We start from the raw sequence: 18,330 nt of genomic DNA on the forward strand, positions 1-18,330 counted from the left end.
TGCTTGTTACCATTTTGCATAATGTTGTTCTAATAAACCATATTGCTCATTGCAAGTGATGACATCATTCGTCTCATGCTCAATCGTGCCACTAATTTTAGCTTGCCACTGATTGAACTGACTTCCAATCATTCTTAAATTAATATTTTCGTATCTACACCAACCAATATGGATTTGTAGATTAAGCTTTTGATCTAGAGAACTAATTTTCCAAAGTTCATCATTTACTTTTTCAAATAAAACATCAGTTAATGGAAATAAAACTCCGTTAATCCATAAGCAATTTTCATTACCAAAGCTTTCATTAACACCAGAAGCTAAATTTAGGCCAATACGTCTGCCTTGCTCATCCCAGAAATTACATGAAAGCCAGAACCAAGCTGTTTCAGGTCGCAAAAAACCACACGTATCATCTAGAGATGCAAATGTCTTTTCATCAAATTGTACAACTTGGTTTTGTTTATTAATGAACATGCCTTCTACACCCAGCGTCGTCTGCTTTTGAGTATAGGTCCAACCATTAATTCCTGTCGGTGTACACAAACTTAATATATCGGTGCCAGCACAAAAAATCCGAGCACTGAGTTTAATCTCACCATATTTAGTGACTCGAATGTACCGCACACCATTCGCATGCTGAATATCAAACTGATAGGGCGATTTAGAAAAATAGCTTTGATTAAACAACGGCTGTTCATCAAGATAGGTTTTATGTCCCAAAGGCTGAATCGCATTCCATTCAATGACTTGCTGGGTTTCATGATCATAAATATAGAAAAAACCGTGCCCGACCCAACCTATATCTGCAATTGCCAGACCAATACTATAGTGTTTATGTTGAATGCCACAGAATTTAAATTTCTTGTATTTTAATTGCTTACGCCAGCCTTTTAAGACCTTACCATAAGGGGTTTTATAAATATAATGTTGTACATGAATGGTTGACGGTACAGATTCAAAACGCCCATAACGAGGCTGTCCATTTTCTTGAATTAAATCCATTTACCCACTTCCATATGAATATTAGATTTCAAATGACCTATACCACGGTCAAATACGTATTTTCCCAAATTGTTGCAGCAAAATCGCCTTTTATTAAATGAATATAGCGCCCTGCCACACAATCTATCGCTAAGCAGTCATCAATATCAATGACTCGATCTGTATGCGCTTTTTGCCACTGTTGATCTATAAATTGTTTACCCAATTGTTTTGCAATAACAGCATTGGGCGCAACAACAAACTCATACCGATGGAGCTCACCGAACTCATGAGCATTATATCCGCCCAGATTAATTAAATATAACTTTAAGTCATCTGGTTTTGGTGCTGCATCGGTGAAGTGAATTTGATAATTTTGCTCTTGAGATTTTACTCCCGAAAGCTTAGCCCAAGCATCAATATGTAATCCTTGAGCCTCACCAAACCAAGCCTGTTTAAGTTGAGGATAAACTTCTTCCAAAGTATCTCCTACAGCCATGACAACATCATGAACTTCTGTATTTGCGCGTGCATGACGCCCACCCAACATTACCATAAACAGACTTGGCATTTTTATTCCCGTTTACATCTCAACCATTTCTACGCCATCAATGCGTGCAACAGTCATTAAATCTTTATCACCACGACCTGAAACAGTCGCAATAATAATCTGATCTTTAGACATCGTTGGTGCAAGCTTAGAGACATACGCCATGGCATGTGAGCTTTCAAGAGCAGGAATAATCCCTTCGATTTTGGTTAAATCACGGAAGCCTTGTAGAGCTTCTGTATCATTAATCGGCACATACTCAACACGCTTCATATCTTTCAAGAAGCTATGTTCAGGACCAACACCCGGATAGTCAAGACCAGCTGAGATACTATGTGTTTCGATAATCTGGCCTTGCTCATCACTCATCAAGTAAGTACGGTTACCATGTAACACACCAACGTGACCCGCATTTAACGGCGCAGAGTGTTTACCAGTTTCAATACCAAAACCAGCAGCTTCAACACCATACATTTTCACATTGGCATCGTTTAAGAATGGGTAGAACAAGCCCATTGCATTTGAACCACCGCCCACACAAGCAACCAATGCATCTGGTAAGCGACCCGCTTGTTCCAAAATCTGTTTACGTGCTTCACGCCCAATAATTGACTGGAAATCACGTACAAGTTGTGGGTATGGATGAGGACCTGCCACCGTACCAATTACATAGTAAGTACTATCAACATTGGTCACCCAGTCACGCATCGCTTCGTTCATGGCATCTTTAAGTGTTTTAGAGCCACTCTGTACAGGCACAACAGTCGCACCCAACAAACGCATACGATAAACGTTCATAGCTTGACGCTTAACGTCTTCAGCACCCATATAAACAACACATTCAAGACCCAAACGCGCTGCAATTGTTGCTGTTGCTACACCGTGCTGCCCAGCACCTGTCTCGGCAATAATACGTTTTTTACCAGAAAGCTTTGCCAATAACGCCTGACCAATCGTGTTATTTACCTTATGTGAGCCTGTATGGTTCAAGTCTTCACGTTTCAGGTAAATTTGTGCACCACCTAACTCTTTTGACCATCGCTCAGCATAATAAAGTGGACTAGGACGACCTACATAGTAGGCGAGATCGCGGTCGAATTCTGCCAGAAACTGTTCATCATTTTTCATGCGGGAATATAGATTTTCTAAATCTTCTAATGCCGCCATTAGAGTTTCTGACACAAAACGTCCGCCATGGATACCGAAATGCCCTGCAGCATCTGGGTACTGTGTATAGTCAATCACATTGTTTTGCTGATCCACGTTGGACTCCTTGCATAAATCGTTCAATGAGTTGTTGGTCTTTTATACCTTTTGCGGACTCTACGCCTCCGCTCACATCTACTGCAAAAGCACCGGTAGTATGAATAGCGTCAATGACATTGTCAGGGGTTAAACCACCTGCCAAGATTAATGGAATATCAAGTTTTGGAAATTTAGACCAGTCAAACTGATGTCCTGTGCCCCCTTTAAGCTCAGGATGCCACGCATCGAGCAAGACAGCACTGGCTCCAGCTGCCTGATATTTTTGAATTTCAGCAATAACATCAAGGCCAGGCTTAACCTGAATCGCTTTATACCAGCGACGCTTACAATGGCGAGCTATCTCCTGACATTGTTCTGGAGTTTCGTCGCCATGTAGTTGTAATACATCTAGGGGAACACAATCAAGTACTGACTGAATCTCAGTAGCACTTGCATTCACAAACAAACCAACAAGTTGTACATAAGGAGGAATAAATTTAACTAGTTCTTGTGCCTGCTCGAGTGTGACATGTCTTGGACTTGGTGGAAAAAATACAAAACCAATTGCATCAGCTCCAGCCGCAACTACTGACTGAACATCTTGAGGGCGAGTAATTCCACAGATTTTCGCTCGTGTACGTTTTTGGTTTGATGGGCTCATGATCTGCCTAAACTACAACCATTTCTTAAAATAAGCGCCATTGTAATGCAATTTTTGTCCCTTGCGTAAAAGTTCTCTGGGAATTGGGCTAAATGACATTGTATGAAATAAATCGCCACTTTATACTGCGTAAAATTGGAAGCAAGTGTAAGCAATTAATGCTTTAGGGAAGCTGGTGAAAGTCCGGCACTGCCCCCGCAACGGTAACAATGTAAAGCATATTTTTTAAGTCGTTCTCGACTTACACCACTGCAATGATGTGGGAAGGTGAATATGTCCATAACTTAAATATGGCGCTGAAGTCCGGAGACCTACTTGTTTCATCTATCTACCCGATCATTCACGTGGGGTGAATGTATGGAGCATGTTATGTCTAAGACTTTTCAACCTACTCGTCTGGTAGGGGCTATCGCTATTGCGATGGGGTTTTCACCTGTTATTTTTGCTGAAGATACAACCAACGCAACTCAGCTTGATCCAATTGTAGTGACTGCTTCAAAAAGTGCTGAAAAAGCCAGTGAAGTTCCGGCGCGTATTTCAGTGATTTCTAAAGAAGAAATTGAAAAAAATCCTATTTCAAATTTATCTAATATCTTACAAAAAGATCCGTCTATTTATATCAAACAAAATGGCGGTATTGGGCAAGGTACTAATCTTTTGATTCGTGGTACAAACCCAAATCATGTATTGTTATTAAAAGATGGAGCACGTCTAAATACTCCAAATACCCTTTCCCCAATCTACCCTGAACTTTTAGATACAACTAATCTTGACCGCGTTGAGATCTTAAAAGGCCCTGCATCAGTTCAATATGGTACTGATGCGATTGGTGGTGTGATCCAAATGATTACATCTACACCTGAAAGAAACTCTGCATTCGTTACAGGTATTTATGGTGAAGATAATACCTATAAGGCAATTATTGGGACAGATTTAGTCAGCAATGAAGGGTTCTTTGCTCAAATTCGTGGGCAAAGTATGGAAAGTGATGGAACGCATATTTTCAACACTCAACCAGACAATTTAAAAGCTGCTTATGATCAAAAAGGTTATAGCGCAAAAATAGGTTATGACAATAAGAACGATCTAAATGCAAATGTTGAAATTTCTCAAAACAAGGGCGCTAATAATTATTCAGAAAATGGTGGTATAAGCAATACAGCTAAACGTGAGTTTGACAATCAATTAGTCAGTACCAGAGTCGAATATAAACCGACATCTAATATCACTATCAATACAAGGTATTCTAATTTTAAAGATACACAAGAGTATCGTGAATCATCGCCTTATCATGCTGATACTAAACGCAATGAAGGTGATTTAAATGTTAAGTGGCAATTTACACAAGCACAAAATATTTTGGTTGGCGCAAGCATTGATAATACAGAGTATCAAGATGCCTCTATTTTAAATGGAAAGCAAGATATTGATTCTACTGGCTATTACCTACAACACCAATATAAAACTGATAAAATCAGCACGCAATTAGGCATACGCCTCGAAGATAATGAAAAATTTGGAACACATAATGTAGGACAAGGGGCTGTTCGTTACTTTGTATTACCGTCAACCAGTATCTATGCAAATATCGGAACAGCATTTAGAGCCCCTTCACTTACTGAATTGTATTATCACAGCGAAGCTGATTATGGTTCTTTTGGAATTTATCACACTTATGGGAACACTAATCTAAAACCAGAAGAAAGTACTTCATATGAAATTGGCTTAGATCATCAGTTTACTCCTACATTAAAAGCATATTTATCTGCATACAAAACACAGGTCAAAAATTTAATTGCATCAAATTCAAATTTTGATGATGCAACCAATACAACGACAAGTACTTATGAAAATCTAAACAAAGCACAATTTTCTGGTGGAGAGGTTGGTTTTAAATGGAAACAAGATGATCTATTTTTATCAACTGAATATGCCTATGTAAAAACTGAGAATAAAGAAACTGGTTTAGAAATTGCTTATCGTCCGAAACAAACACTCACCTTAACTACTGGTTTAGAAAATACTGTGTACGGTGTTAGTGCTTCACTTATTGCTCGCTCTAACTCTAATGCTCAGAATAGCGCTAATCCGCAAAAAGTCCCAGGCTATGCTACTGTCGATTTAAATGCTTACTGGAATATCAATCCAAACGTTAAAGTATTTACTAATATCGAAAATGTAGGTGATTCTGAGTATAAAACAGTTCATAACTCGCGCAACTGGTATGTAAATGGTGGCCGTCAAGCTTCTGTTGGCGTAACTTTCCGTTATTAACATCTCACTTTAATTATAAAAATATTTTCTTAACTCCAGTTTCGGGGTAATGTTCTGACCGACATTATCCCCTTTTTTATGTTCAGGATATCCATCATGGGACACCGTTTAAGCAAAATCTATACACGCACAGGCGACTCAGGTACAACAGGTTTAGGCGATGGCTCTCGTGTTGCTAAAGATGATTTACGAATTGCAGCGCTTGGTGATGTCGATGAACTCAATGCCATTATTGGCGTTCTTCGAGCTCAAATCACTGCAAGTCAAGTAATAGACAAAGCAAATTGGGATAAGAGTCTAAGCTTAGTTCAACATTGGCTTTTTGACTTAGGCGGCGAGGTTTGTATTCCAAACTACAATTTACTTCAGCCTGTTTGCATTGAATTTCTTGAAAAAGAAATTGACCGTATGAATGAAGACTTACCCATGCTTAAAGAATTTATTCTACCGTCTGGCTCTTTAACTTGCAGTTATGCCCATCAGGCACGTGCTGTTTGCCGTCGTGCAGAAAGGTCGCTAATGTCAGTACAAACACGCGACCAAAATATTCAAACCACAGCGCTCCAGCTTTTAAACCGTCTGTCTGACTGGTTGTTTGTCGCATCTCGCGCTTTACAACGTGCTGAAGGTGGACAAGAAGTGCTTTGGCAAAAAAATATTAATGAGATTATTTAAAAATAGATTAGATTAAGAATGGTCTCTGCTCTTTTGAAGAGACCATCATTAAAAATAGTTGATAGAAGAAAATTATGCGCATTATTGGTCATCGTGGTGCACGCAAAGAAGCTCCTGAAAACACGCTAGGTGGTTTTCAGCACATAAAAAATCTAGGTATTCGTGGTGTTGAATTTGATATTCGTCAGCTTCAAGATCAAGAATTAGTTGTTATCCATGATGATAACTTTTTACGTACCGCAGGAATAGATCAAATTGTTGAGCAATCTAATTTGTCTCAAGCATTATCATTTGATCATCGTCAAAACTGGCCCAATTGGCCAAACTCTGAACCAACACCTACACTTACAGGCGTTTTAAACTTACTTGATAACGTTGATCATATTGAAGTTGAAGTGAAAGCTGTAAGAGACATGGCTTTAGCAGAAAAACTCGTTCAAAAGCTTGAGACTGAATTGCAGGGTTTTGAGAAAGTCGTAACAATCACAAGTTTTGACCTTCAAATTCTAACCGCCTTACGCGACATCAATTCTCAATTTAAACGAGGCTTATTAGTTGAACTTCCAGTGGGTGCAATCGCAATTGAACTCGCTCATGAATATGGTTGCTGTCATATTGGCTGGCATGATCAACTCGCAACAGATGAAATGATTCAGCTTTCACAACAAGCAAACCTAAATATTAGTGTTTGGACAGTAAATGACATTGAACGAGCTAAATCTTTACGGGATTTAGATGTACAGGGGCTAATTACAGATATTCCAACTACGATGTTACAAGCTCTGTAAATATAAAAAAGGTGGTAAAACCACCTTTTATTATTTCTTTTGTGCCTGAATCAATCGCTGACCGCTTTGGTCAAGCAAATAGAGTGTATTCCCTACCAACTGAAACTTTTGAATACGTTGTAAAGAATCAATCAACTCTGCCTCTTGAGCCAATGCGCCATCACAACTTGAATGTCCTGCATTGACCTGCATATCAAGCTTCTGTTGACTAAAATCAAAAGTATATCGACCAAAAACGCCATTGCAGCCCGTATGGCCTGATACTGTTTTGACAGCAGAATTTAAAGAAAGAACTGGCCATTGATTAAAAAACTTAGCCTTGTGACCATTAATCTGGGTAATCTGCCAATCAATATCTTGAATGCCATCAGGACTTACTCTCTTTTTTACTACAGGAGGTTGTACGCGATGGACTGGTTTTACTTGAGCTTTCTGGCCTTTCTGAATATTTTGTTGTGGGGTACTTTGACATGCGGCTAATACAAGACTGATTGTGACCAAGACACACTTCAATGATAATTTTCTTGCAATATCAATGCTGTTCTTTTTTTTCAATCGTTGTACGTTCATTAAACAACTTCTCCTACTTGAAAAACTCTGTGACATGGTTTAAATCTGTTACCGTTCTTTCAATACATCTGTACAATAATGTTAGTGATTCTCACTAAGCACGTGCTAATATGAAGGATAGAATAGCAATATATCTTGATGATTGGTTTTGCTATGTCGTTTTGTCTTTGTACCTTGTCTGACAAGGTTTCTAGGAGCGCTGCCGGATATGACTTCCGCCCCACTCAAAGCCCCAATTAACTGGACCGCTAGCATTACCTTAATTGGTTTACCAATTCTTGCTGCAATCATAATCCCGATTTATGCGTATTATTATGATTTTAGTGTAAGTGCATGGGTAAGCTTATTTTTTCTTTTAGCTCTAAGTAGTATGGGGATTACTGCTGGTTACCACCGCCTTTGGGCTCACCGAGCTTATGAAGCGTCGTTACCACTTAAAATTCTTTTAATGATTGGTGGTACATTTGCCGTACAAAATAGTATTTTGTTCTGGGCATCTGGTCACCGTACACACCATCGACACGTTGATCATGTTGATGAAGATCCATATTCAATTAATCGTGGTTTTTGGTATGCCCATATGGGTTGGATGATCCGCGATCATTCACCATCTGAACCAGATTTTAAAAATGCACCAGACTTATTGAACGATAAACTGGTCATGTTCCAGCATAAATACTATGGTTTACTCGTAGTTGCAGTTCATGTTGGAATTTTAGGCTTAATTGGTTGGGCAACTGGCGATTTGTGGGGTGTAGTCCTCATAGGCGGTCTATTGCGTTTAATCATTAGCCATCAAGTGACTTTCTTTATTAACTCGCTTTGCCACATGTGGGGTAAACGTCCTTATACAGACGAAAACACTGCACGTGATAATTTCTGGTTAGCCATTGCTACCTGGGGCGAGGGTTACCATAACTATCATCACATCTTCCAATACGATTATCGTAATGGTGTGAAATGGTGGCAATATGATCCAACAAAATGGTTGATCTGGTCATGTTCTAAACTTGGTTTAGCTAAAAATTTACGTCGTATTCCAAGCTTTAATATTAAAAAAGCAGAATTGGCGATGAAATTTAAATACGCTGAACAAGACCTTGCTATTTATGGTCACAATGTAAATGCTGATATGACTCAGATGAAACAACGTATTGCTCAGGAATACGAAGCTTTTACCCATACATTAAATGACTGGGCAAAGCTAAAAGAGCAAGAACTACAAGCGAAAAAAGCAGCAATGGCTGAAAAGATTCATAGAATGGATCACAAGCTTAAAGTTGATTTTCAATTGCTTGAACACCGTTTAAGTCATCATCGTGAGTGTTTAGAAACTTTAATGCGTAACATTAAAAAGAACACTAATGTAGTATCAGACTAGAATAAGTTCTTATCTAAAATAGCTCTTTCGGGAGCTATTTTTATGCCCGCTTTTTAACTATGGTATAGTGAAATCTGCTTTCTCTATTTTGCCAAGCCCATGCAATTTAATCCGCTCTACCCTTCACTTCCTTCTAAATTATTCCATGTTCAGCAACCCTCACCTTTACGTGGTGCAAAAGCAGGTCATTTCAATACTGCTTTGGCTGATGAGCTGCAATGGTCAGAAGACGAAAAAAATGCATGGGTTGAAATCTGTAGCGGACAGCGTACTTTCTCTGAATTTCCTTCTCTTGCTATGGTCTATGCTGGTCACCAATTCGGACAATGGGCGGGACAACTCGGTGATGGTCGTGGCTTACTGATTGCGCAAATACTTAATACAAAGGGTCAAACCATAGATCTACATCTAAAAGGTGCAGGCCCGACGCCCTATTCAAGAATGGGAGACGGACGCGCAGTGTTGCGTTCTGTGGTTCGTGAATATTTAGCTGGGCATGCTTTAAATGCCTTAGGAGTCGTTTCTAGCCACGCAGTAGGTTTTACAACCTCCACCCAAGGGGTACAGCGCGAAAAACTAGAATTGGGAGCAATGTTACTAAGAACATCTGAATGTCATATCCGTTTAGGACATTTTGAATGGATTAATCAATACGCTCCAGAGTTACTGCCAGAATTCACTCAAAAATGTATTGAATGGCATTATCCTGAGTGTCTAGAAACCGAGAACCCTATTTTATCCTTTGCCAAAAAGGTGGTTGAGCATACTGCAATCATGATCGCTAAATGGCAGTTGGTTGGATTTGCTCATGGTGTGATGAATACAGACAATCTTAACATTACTGGTTCTACACTCGATTTTGGTCCATATGGCTTTATGGAGCGCTTCCGTCCGAACTGGATCAATAACCACTCGGATTATCAAGGCCGTTATACTTACCAAAATCAACCAAGTATAGGTCATTGGAATTTATGGACGTGGTTAAACAACTTAATCCCTCTCGCTGAGCCTGAACAAAAGGATCAGTTCAAAGAAGAGTTAGCGCGTTGCTTAGAACAATTTGAACCAACCTTCATGGAACATTACACAACTGGTTTATGTCAAAAAATGGGATTACCTCATTTTCATAAAAACAGCCTTGATTGTAGTTTTAGTTTTTTAAAAATCTTACAGACTGAACAACTCGACTACACTCAGAGCTTTATCCGACTTCAAAATAAAGAATATAAAACTTTACGAGATGATTGCCTTGATATTCGACAGTTTGATGAATTTCTTAGCCAATATCAAAGCATTCGTGAACATCAAGATACAGATGAGCTTGATGCGAATATGCAAAAAGCTAATCCAATTTATATATTACGGAATCACATGGCTCAACGTGCTATTGAGGCAGCTGAGCGAGATGATTTTAGCGAAGTAGATCGCTTATTTAAGCTGCTTAATCAGCCATATACAAGACAACCAGAACTTGAACAGCCACAAGATTTAGGTCCTTTACCCAGTGACGTACCAGATGTAGCGGTAAGCTGTTCTTCTTAATATTTTAAAAGACTAAAACTCTCTTAAGCCGCTTTAATGGTAGCTTAGAGAGTTTCTTAAACATTAAAGAATAATATATGAAAATTAGACCTATCATTATTTGTACACTTCTCATGATTCCATTGGGAATCGCTTTTTATAATTATGAAAAATATTTACCGACTTTTACATCATCCCATAAAGCTCTTTCAACCGAACAGATCTTAGAACTCATTAAGACTAAGCCCATCACATCAATTGAAGTATTTAAAAATCAACGCGTACTTCTACTCAAGAGTAATCAGGAGGTGATTCGTCGTTATCCTATTCGTCTAGGCTTTAACCCTAAAGGACATAAACACTTTGAAAATGACGGTAAAACACCTGAAGGTGTTTATTCTATAGATTGGCGAAACTCACAAAGTGCGTACTATAAATCTTTGCATATCTCCTATCCCGATGCGAAAGATATTGCTTATGCCAAGCAACATAATCAACCAACCGGTGGAGATATCATGATTCATGGATCTGTTCCAAAGTCCTTTTTATCTATACCTTTTAGCTCGACTTATATGCCACATAAGGATTGGACTTTAGGATGTATCGCCGTTAGAAATGTAGATATAGACGAGATTTGGCAATTCGTGCCGAATCATACAAAGATTATAATTTATCCATAAAATCTTTAAAATTATCCACATTTTCTGTGGATAACATTGTGGTTATCCACAGAATAACTTTCGCTAGTGTTTTACTCTTCAGGATATTCGAAGCGGTAACCTACACCGTAAACTGCTTGAATCCACTCATGGCGGTTACCAGTTTCAGCCGCTTCACTAATTTTTCGACGCAAGTTTTTGATATGACTGTCAATCACACGATCGGCAACGTCAAAACTATCTGGATTAATATGATCCAATAATTGTGCTCGTGAATAAACTTGTCCAACATGCTCTAAAAATAGCTCAAGTAAACGAAATTCGGTTGGCGTTAAGCTCAACGATTTTTGTTGATACCAAATTCTTTGCTGTGCTTTATCAATTCGGAAAGAATCATTCTGTTCGGGCTCTGCCTTACGTTCTAAACGGCGTAAAACTGCCTGTACGCGAGCAACCAACTCTTTTGGGCTAAACGGTTTACATACATAATCATCAGCGCCCATATTCAGACCCAAGACGCGGTCGATTTCTTCGGTACGAGCAGTCACCATAATAATCGGCAAATCTGATTGTTCACGAACCTTACGGCAAATGGTCAAACCATCCATTCGTGGAACCATTAAGTCCAGAACCATTAAATTAGGTTTACGTTGCTGGAAACTTGCATAGGCATCTTGACCATCATGAAACATACTTACTTCAAAACCGGCAGCTTCAAGATAATCACGCACCAAATGCGCCAATTCGACTTCATCTTCAACCAACATCACATGTTTCATGAGATATTTTTCCTTTTATATTTAACTCTGCTTTTTAAAAGTGAGTACACAACGTAAACCACCTAAGGGTGAATGTTCAAAACTGAGTGTACCACCGAGCGCCTGCGCAATTTTACAAGACAAAGCCAAGCCTAGCCCTGTTCCACCTGTACTACGCGTACGCGAATCATCTACGCGATAGAATCGTTCACCTAAACGAGATAACTGCTCATCGTTTAAACCAAATGGGCTGTCATCAACATACAAAGTCCACTCCTGCGGAGTTTGAGCTGTATGAATATGAATTTTGCCACCTGTTTCTGTGTAACGAATACTATTACTAATTAAATTAACAATAATCTGTTTAAACCGATCACGATCTAATAATAGCGGAGAGCTTGTTCCTTCAACTTGAATTTCGAGATCAGCTTGCTCAAGTTTCGGTTTAAAGTTCTCAACTTCTTGTAATACCACTTCCCACGGATTTACAGAACTCAAATAACACTTGAGTTGTTGTGCATCTGCCTGCGCCAAGTCCGCAAGGTCTTGAGTCAGTTTTTTCAGGCTTGAAACCTGACGCATCATCGCATCTAGATGTTCAGGGGTTGCCTTTCGAATACCGTCTTGCATCGCTTCAATTTGTGCTTGCAATACAGCCAATGGCGTTTTTAATTCATGGGAAGTATCCGCTACCCATTGACGACGTGATTCTTCATGCCGATGTAAAATCTCTGCCAAATGGTTCAATTGGGTAGATAAATCACCTAATTCATCATTTCGTTTAATAACAACTTGATGCTGATAATTTCCTTTAGTTAATTCATTTGTCGCATTTAATAAACGCTGAATCGGTTTCTTAAAATAAGTCGCCATCAATAGCGCTGCAACTAAACTTGAGAGCAAGGTTAAAGCATAAATTAAGAGTAAATAACGTTTTTGATTACTAAAGAAATTAATACTTAAAGCATCTTCTTTATCCAAAACGGGTTTTAAGCCCAAATATCCCACGACTTGATTGTTTAAGATAATCGGGCGAAATGACATCTGATCTGAAGAAGGCGGTTCACCAACCACAAACTGGTGATTTGCATCATATAAAGATAAACGAGAACTTAAACCCAAACGGTCAGGCAAAGCAATAAAACGCTTCTTACCATTTTGAGTTTCAATATCTTTTAAGCTCCCCTTCTTTGACTTATTTTTATCATCACTTGGGCGAAACTGGTTTGCACTTAAAGGGAAACGTAGCCCTTCAAACGGTTGATATTGAGAAGGTAAATTTTGCTCAAGCGTTTTTAACTCTTCATCGCTAAAAATAGTATTTTTATTTGTTGGCGTAACTTCGGGTGAAATATTGATGAGGGCATGTTCATCGAAAGAGTGCTGTTGTATGGCAATATCATATTGACGACGAAGCCACCACTGCGAGAGGCGATCATAATCATCGGGAGCCGCAGTCCCTTCGATTTGTAAAATTTGTGCCTGAATCGCATTTCCCCAATCATGGTACACCGTATAGACATTGCCAAGATTGGTAATGAGACGGTCGAGCTTTTGCATTTCAACGTCGGCCACATATTTGGCAAAGTTCTTTTGCATTGTCCAGTGCAAAACACTCAAGCTTGCAGTCGCAATAAGCAATGTGGTGAGCAAGACTGTCAAAAACAACCGTAATGCAATGGGAACACGTAGAACGTTCAAAAGCACTCTCTCATTTTTACGCTATATTTGGCATTGTAACCAACAACGAAAAGAAAAACTCTCCATTGTTTCTACATCTTTATTATCTAATCTTTAAGCCATCTTAAAACACAACATTAAAAGGCTCTTAAACATGAAAATGACGGCAAAAATTGCATTATTCAGTGCGGCAATTGTAACTATGGGAAGTTTAGCGGCTTGTCAATCAACGACTCAGCCACAAAAACCAGAACATCGCATGATGCAAGATGGCCCACGTGAGGGTCACCATCGTATGAAGCACCGTGAATTCACACCAGAACAAAAAGCAGCATGGGAACAGCACCGTGCCGAACGTCAAGCGCGCTTTGAACAAATCCAAAAAGCATGTGATGGTAAGGCCAACGGACAAGCAGTAAATGTTCAAGTTGGAGATAAGACACTTGAAGGTACTTGTAACCTCCGTTTTGAACCAAAACGCCCTCAACCTCCTGTTAATGCCCCTGCTCCTGCATCAGCTCAAGCAAAATAATTCTAAAAATCATGAAACAAAAGGCGCCTATAGGCGCCTTTTGTTTATACATAACTATTTACGATTTTGACTATTTGTATCATATAAACATAACCAAAAGTGTTTACACTCAAAGCACTTAGCTAGTTTAAGCATTTTTTTCTTGACTTTGCAGTCACAAAGTAAAGGTCCTGAGGTGCTTGTGCAGTTATGCAAGTTGTTGCACGATGTAATAGTCCAAGGTGCCTCATGGCACATTATCATAGATTAAGATTATAACTCTGGTTTCACCAGTATTGAGGAACCCGATATGCCACAATACAAAGCGCCCTTACGTGATATGCAATTCGTTTTGCATGAATTATTAAATGCTGAAGAACACTATGCAAAATTACCTGATTTCCAAGGTAACGTAAGCCGTGAATTGGTTGATCAATATTTAGAAGCTGCGGCAGACTTTTGTGAAAATGAACTTTCTCCTTTAAACCAAGTTGGCGACCGCGAAGGTTGTACTTGGAATGATGGCGTAGTTACCACTCCAACAGGCTTTAAAGAAGCTTATCAAAAATATATTGAACTTGGCTTCCCGTCTTTATCAGCAGAAGAACAATACGGTGGTCAGGCTTTACCTAACTCTTTAGGTATTGCAATTTCTGAAATGGTTGGTACAGCAAACTGGTCTTGGGGTATGTACCCAGGCTTGTCTCACGGAGCTGTACGTACATTAGAACATCATGGTTCTGATGAACAGAAAGATACTTATTTACCAAACCTTGTTTCAGGTGTTTGGACAGGTACGATGTGCTTAACTGAATCTCATGCAGGTTCGGACTTAGGTATTATCCGCTCTAAAGCAGAACCAAATGCTGATGGTAGTTATGCAATCTCTGGCGAGAAAATCTTTATCTCTGCTGGTGAACACGACATGGCTGAAAACATCATCCATATCGTTCTTGCACGTTTACCAGGTGCACCGAAAGGTACTAAAGGTATCTCATTATTCATCGTTCCTAAATTCCATGTAAATGCAGATGGAACTGTGGGTGAGCGTAATGCGGTACGTTGTGGTTCTATCGAACACAAAATGGGTATTCATGGTAACGCGACTTGTGTCATTAACTTTGACCAAGCTAAAGGTTACTTGATTGGACCTGAAAACCGTGGTTTGAACTGTATGTTCACCTTCATGAACACAGCACGTATTGGTACTGCTGTTCAAGGTTTAGCAGCATCTGAATCATCTTTCCAAGGTGCGTTAACTTACGCGAAAGAACGTTTAGCAATGCGTTCACTTTCTGGTCCGAAAGCTCCAGAAAAAGATGCAGATCCGATTATCGTTCACCCTGCTGTACGTAATATGCTTTTAACTCAAAAAGCGTTTGCTGAAGGCGGTCGTGCACTTGTTTACTTACTTGCTCAATACGCTGACATCGTTGAAAAAGGCGAAACAGAAGAAGAGCGTAAGTTTGCTGACAACATCTTGTCTTTATTGACTCCAATTGCAAAAGCATTCTTAACTGAAACTGGTTCTGAGTCTGCTAAGCACGGTGTTCAAGTCTTCGGTGGTCATGGTTTCATTTCTGAGCATGGCATGGAACAAATCGTACGTGATACACGTATTTCATGTTTGTATGAAGGTACAACTGAAATTCAGGCACTTGATTTGTTAGGTCGTAAAGTATTGCAAACTCAAGGTGCAATGCTGAAAGACTTTACCAAAATGGTTCACAAATTTGTTGAAGCAAACAAAGACAACGCTGCCATGAAAGAATTTGTTGAGCCGCTTGCAGCGCTTAACAAAGAATGGGGCGATCTCACCATGCAAATTGGTATGCGTGCAATGCAAAACCCAGATGAAGTAGGTGCTGCTGCTGTAGACTACCTCTACTTCTCAGGTTATATCACTTTAGCGTACCTATGGGCTCGTATGGCACTTGTTGCACAAGAGAAATTAGCAGAAGGTACTAGCGAAGTTGATTTCTACAATGCAAAAGTAACAACTGCTCGATTCTACTTCAAAAAAATCTTGCCACGTGTTCGCTCACATGTAGATGTTATTGCTGGTGGCTTAGATCCATTAATGTCATTAGATGCTGAACATTTCGCTTTCTAACCATAGTTAGTTGCGATATGCAATGTTAAAAAACGAAAAAGGACTGCTCAGTTTTGACGGTCCTTTTTTTATAAAATCAATGATAAATTTACACTTTAAATTCCATATCCATTTCGTTTAACAGGATATCTAGCACAGGCCAATGTGCACAAAAAAGGTGAACGATTATGCCAATTTACAATGCTCCTTTAGCTGATATGAAATTCATCTTAAATGATGTATTCAAAGCAGAACAATTTTGGCAGTCTAATGAGAAACTCGCTCATGTAGATGCTGCAACTGCTGAAGCAATTTTAGAAGAAATGGCTAAATTTGCTCAGAACGTGACTCATCCATTAAACCGTACCGGTGATGAAGAAGGCGCTCGCTATGAAAACGGCGAGGTGTTCACACCAGCTGGTTTTAAAGATGCATTCCGTCAATATGCAGAAGGTGGTTGGATTGGCTTAGGGGCTGACGAAGAATGGGGCGGTCAAGGCATGCCAAAAATGCTCACCGTTCTTTCTGATGAAATGTTATTTGCTACTAACCCATCATTTATGCTCTACCCGCTTCTTTCTGTGGGTGCAGGCATGGCTTTAAGCAGCTATGCATCTCAAGAACAAAAAGAAACTTACTTACCTAAGATTTACTCAGGCGAATGGTCAGGCACTATGTGTTTGACAGAACCACATGCAGGTACCGACTTAGGTATTATCAAAACTAAAGCTGAACCTAATGAAGATGGTACTTATAACATTACAGGTACTAAAATCTTCATCACTGGTGGTGATAACGATTTAGCAGAAAACATCATTCACTTGGTACTTGCGAAAACTCCAGATGCACCTGCTGGTTCACGTGGTATTTCTTTGTTCATCGTACCTAAGTACTTTGTTAATGAAGATGGTTCATTAGGTGAACGCAACCTAGTTGGTCCAGGTTCTATCGAACATAAAATGGGGATTAAAGCATCTGCAACTTGTGTGATGAACTTTGATGGAGCAAAAGGTTACCTCGTTGGTAAAGAAAACGAAGGTCTTGCTGCCATGTTTGTCATGATGAACTACGAACGTTTATCTATGGGTATTCAAGGTTTAGGTGCATCTGAGTTTGCATATCAAAATGCAGCTCAATATGCGACTGACCGCTTACAAGGCCGTAGTGCTTTAGGTGTTCAATCACTAAACAAACCAGCAGATAGCATTTTGGTACATGGTGACGTGCGTCGTATGTTATTGAATGTACGTGCAAACAATGAAGCATCACGTGCATTTGCAGTCTATGTAGGTCAACAGCTCGATATCACTAAATTCTCAACTGATGCCGAAGCAGTGAAAAAAGCCAACAATCGCGTTGCGCTTTTAACGCCAATTGCTAAAGCTTACCTGACCGATACAGCATTCCAAGCAACTTTAGATGCTCAAATGGTGTTCGGTGGTCACGGTTATATTCGTGAATGGGGTATGGAACAATGTATCCGTGATCTTCGTATTGCTCAAATTTACGAAGGAACAAACGGCGTTCAATCTCAAGATTTAATTGGTCGTAAAACCATTAAATGTGGCGGTGCGTTCATTGCTGAATACATCACTGAAATTCGTGACTTTGCAAATGACTTAGACACAGATTTGAACTTTATTAAAGATGCAACTTTAGATGCTGCAACTGAAATTGAAGCTATTACTCAGTTTATTATCGAACAAGCTGCTGAAAATGTAGACTTCCCGAACTCTGCTGCTGTTGATTACTTACATGCAGTTGGTTTACTCAGCTTCGCTTATATGTTTGCGAAGATTGCTGCTGCTGCCAAAGATAAATCTGGTGATTTCTATCAAAACAAACTTGCTTTAGCTCAATACTTTGTTGAACGTATCTTGCCAGATATTGATGCGCGTATTGCTAAAATCAAAGCAGGGTCTGACTTAATTATGGGCTTTAGTGAAGATTACTTTACGAACCAAGCTTAATTAAGTTCTTTATA

The 18,330-nt window shown here is 39.4% G+C and carries 16 protein-coding genes and 1 riboswitch; of the genes, 9 read left to right on the forward strand and 7 right to left on the reverse strand.

Annotation, left to right across the window (positions count from 1 at the left end):
* Positions 1-6 precede the first annotated feature (6 nt).
* Genes ACPF64_RS01125 through ACPF64_RS01140 form a run of 4 tightly spaced genes read right to left on the reverse strand, consistent with a single transcriptional unit; the run spans position 7 to position 3,437 of the window.
* Positions 7-1,002 carry a DUF2804 domain-containing protein gene (locus ACPF64_RS01125; RefSeq protein ID WP_004638915.1) on the reverse strand — a complete coding sequence of 332 codons (996 nt, stop codon included), beginning with the start codon at positions 1,000-1,002 and terminating at the stop codon, positions 7-9.
* 37 nt (positions 1,003-1,039) lie between these two features.
* Complete coding sequence (locus ACPF64_RS01130; protein WP_017389847.1) at positions 1,040-1,552, reverse strand: DUF1543 domain-containing protein; 513 nt, start codon at positions 1,550-1,552, stop codon at positions 1,040-1,042.
* Between the two features lie 12 nt (positions 1,553-1,564).
* A complete protein-coding gene (gene trpB / locus ACPF64_RS01135; protein ID WP_003655197.1) occupies positions 1,565-2,794 on the reverse strand; it encodes a tryptophan synthase subunit beta in 1,230 nt (409 codons plus the stop codon).
* A complete protein-coding gene (locus ACPF64_RS01140; protein ID WP_426455262.1) occupies positions 2,769-3,437 on the reverse strand; it encodes a phosphoribosylanthranilate isomerase in 669 nt (222 codons plus the stop codon). Before ACPF64_RS01140 ends, trpB begins: the two co-directional genes overlap by 26 nt.
* 126 nt (positions 3,438-3,563) lie before the next feature.
* A riboswitch (cobalamin riboswitch) is annotated at positions 3,564-3,770 on the forward strand.
* Positions 3,771-3,794: 24 nt separating this feature from the next.
* Between ACPF64_RS01140 and ACPF64_RS01145 the strand changes: the two genes are divergently transcribed.
* The 3 genes from ACPF64_RS01145 to ACPF64_RS01155 all read left to right on the forward strand — a co-directional run bounded on the left by ACPF64_RS01145 (position 3,795) and on the right by ACPF64_RS01155 (position 7,174).
* Positions 3,795-5,711, forward strand: coding sequence for a TonB-dependent receptor plug domain-containing protein (locus ACPF64_RS01145; protein ID WP_426455263.1), 1,917 nt, complete (start codon positions 3,795-3,797; stop codon positions 5,709-5,711).
* A 96-nt stretch (positions 5,712-5,807) separates the two neighbouring features.
* The gene (locus tag ACPF64_RS01150) at positions 5,808-6,386 is read left to right on the forward strand and encodes a cob(I)yrinic acid a,c-diamide adenosyltransferase (RefSeq protein ID WP_209831998.1); all 579 of its coding nucleotides are present in this window, start codon (positions 5,808-5,810) and stop codon (positions 6,384-6,386) included.
* Positions 6,387-6,460: 74 nt separating this feature from the next.
* The gene (locus ACPF64_RS01155) at positions 6,461-7,174 is read left to right on the forward strand and encodes a glycerophosphodiester phosphodiesterase (protein ID WP_426455264.1); all 714 of its coding nucleotides are present in this window, start codon (positions 6,461-6,463) and stop codon (positions 7,172-7,174) included.
* A gap of 30 nt (positions 7,175-7,204) precedes the next feature.
* Here ACPF64_RS01155 and ACPF64_RS01160 read toward each other — a convergent pair whose 3' ends face one another.
* Positions 7,205-7,744 carry an META domain-containing protein gene (locus ACPF64_RS01160; protein ID WP_005050118.1) on the reverse strand — a complete coding sequence of 180 codons (540 nt, stop codon included), beginning with the start codon at positions 7,742-7,744 and terminating at the stop codon, positions 7,205-7,207.
* Between the two features lie 208 nt (positions 7,745-7,952).
* Here ACPF64_RS01160 and ACPF64_RS01165 point away from each other — a divergent pair, with 208 nt between their 5' ends.
* The 3 genes from ACPF64_RS01165 (at position 7,953) to ACPF64_RS01175 (ending at position 11,326) form a co-directional block, all read left to right on the forward strand.
* Positions 7,953-9,125 (forward strand): acyl-CoA desaturase, encoded by a 1,173-nt coding sequence (locus ACPF64_RS01165; protein WP_017392438.1) that lies wholly within the window; start codon positions 7,953-7,955, stop codon positions 9,123-9,125.
* 99 nt (positions 9,126-9,224) lie between these two features.
* Entirely contained in the window at positions 9,225-10,667 is a 1,443-nt protein-coding gene (locus tag ACPF64_RS01170; RefSeq protein WP_426455265.1) for a protein adenylyltransferase SelO, read from the forward strand.
* Between the two features lie 77 nt (positions 10,668-10,744).
* Positions 10,745-11,326, forward strand: coding sequence for a L,D-transpeptidase family protein (locus ACPF64_RS01175; RefSeq protein ID WP_080027761.1), 582 nt, complete (start codon positions 10,745-10,747; stop codon positions 11,324-11,326).
* A 71-nt stretch (positions 11,327-11,397) separates the two neighbouring features.
* Here the strand turns inward: ACPF64_RS01175 and ACPF64_RS01180 are convergent, their stop codons facing one another.
* Both ACPF64_RS01180 and baeS read right to left on the reverse strand, forming a co-directional pair.
* Positions 11,398-12,084, reverse strand: a complete 687-nt coding sequence (locus ACPF64_RS01180) for a response regulator (RefSeq protein WP_003655179.1) — start codon at positions 12,082-12,084, stop codon at positions 11,398-11,400.
* Between the two features lie 21 nt (positions 12,085-12,105).
* Positions 12,106-13,764: a sensor histidine kinase efflux regulator BaeS gene (gene baeS / locus ACPF64_RS01185; protein WP_035360300.1), complete on the reverse strand. Its 1,659-nt coding sequence runs from the start codon at positions 13,762-13,764 to the stop codon at positions 12,106-12,108.
* Between the two features lie 133 nt (positions 13,765-13,897).
* Between baeS and ACPF64_RS01190 the strand changes: the two genes are divergently transcribed.
* The 3 genes from ACPF64_RS01190 (at position 13,898) to ACPF64_RS01200 (ending at position 18,316) form a co-directional block, all read left to right on the forward strand.
* On the forward strand, positions 13,898-14,275 hold the full coding sequence (locus tag ACPF64_RS01190) for a hypothetical protein (RefSeq protein ID WP_017392434.1): 378 nt from the start codon (positions 13,898-13,900) through the stop codon (positions 14,273-14,275).
* A gap of 289 nt (positions 14,276-14,564) precedes the next feature.
* On the forward strand, positions 14,565-16,367 hold the full coding sequence (locus tag ACPF64_RS01195) for an acyl-CoA dehydrogenase C-terminal domain-containing protein (protein WP_426455266.1): 1,803 nt from the start codon (positions 14,565-14,567) through the stop codon (positions 16,365-16,367).
* A 167-nt stretch (positions 16,368-16,534) separates the two neighbouring features.
* The gene (locus ACPF64_RS01200; protein ID WP_426455267.1) at positions 16,535-18,316 is read left to right on the forward strand and encodes an acyl-CoA dehydrogenase C-terminal domain-containing protein; all 1,782 of its coding nucleotides are present in this window, start codon (positions 16,535-16,537) and stop codon (positions 18,314-18,316) included.
* The last annotated feature ends 14 nt before the right edge of the window (positions 18,317-18,330 follow it).

This window comes from Acinetobacter sp. KB005 (genome assembly GCF_049949095.1).
Taxonomy (GTDB): Bacteria; Pseudomonadota; Gammaproteobacteria; order Pseudomonadales; family Moraxellaceae; genus Acinetobacter; species Acinetobacter calcoaceticus.

Coding starts and splice junctions, on each gene's coding strand:
- ACPF64_RS01125 (WP_004638915.1), bottom strand. CDS start 1,002: ATGGATTTAATTCAAGAAAATGGACAGCCTCGTTATGGGCGTTTTGAA.
- ACPF64_RS01130 (WP_017389847.1), bottom strand. CDS start 1,552: ATGCCAAGTCTGTTTATGGTAATGTTGGGTGGGCGTCATGCACGCGCA.
- ACPF64_RS01140 (WP_426455262.1), bottom strand. CDS start 3,437: ATGAGCCCATCAAACCAAAAACGTACACGAGCGAAAATCTGTGGAATT.
- ACPF64_RS01145 (WP_426455263.1), top strand. CDS start 3,795: ATGGAGCATGTTATGTCTAAGACTTTTCAACCTACTCGTCTGGTAGGG.
- ACPF64_RS01150 (WP_209831998.1), top strand. CDS start 5,808: ATGGGACACCGTTTAAGCAAAATCTATACACGCACAGGCGACTCAGGT.
- ACPF64_RS01155 (WP_426455264.1), top strand. CDS start 6,461: ATGCGCATTATTGGTCATCGTGGTGCACGCAAAGAAGCTCCTGAAAAC.
- ACPF64_RS01160 (WP_005050118.1), bottom strand. CDS start 7,744: ATGAACGTACAACGATTGAAAAAAAAGAACAGCATTGATATTGCAAGA.
- ACPF64_RS01165 (WP_017392438.1), top strand. CDS start 7,953: ATGACTTCCGCCCCACTCAAAGCCCCAATTAACTGGACCGCTAGCATT.
- ACPF64_RS01170 (WP_426455265.1), top strand. CDS start 9,225: ATGCAATTTAATCCGCTCTACCCTTCACTTCCTTCTAAATTATTCCAT.
- ACPF64_RS01175 (WP_080027761.1), top strand. CDS start 10,745: ATGAAAATTAGACCTATCATTATTTGTACACTTCTCATGATTCCATTG.
- ACPF64_RS01180 (WP_003655179.1), bottom strand. CDS start 12,084: ATGAAACATGTGATGTTGGTTGAAGATGAAGTCGAATTGGCGCATTTG.
- ACPF64_RS01190 (WP_017392434.1), top strand. CDS start 13,898: ATGAAAATGACGGCAAAAATTGCATTATTCAGTGCGGCAATTGTAACT.
- ACPF64_RS01195 (WP_426455266.1), top strand. CDS start 14,565: ATGCCACAATACAAAGCGCCCTTACGTGATATGCAATTCGTTTTGCAT.
- ACPF64_RS01200 (WP_426455267.1), top strand. CDS start 16,535: ATGCCAATTTACAATGCTCCTTTAGCTGATATGAAATTCATCTTAAAT.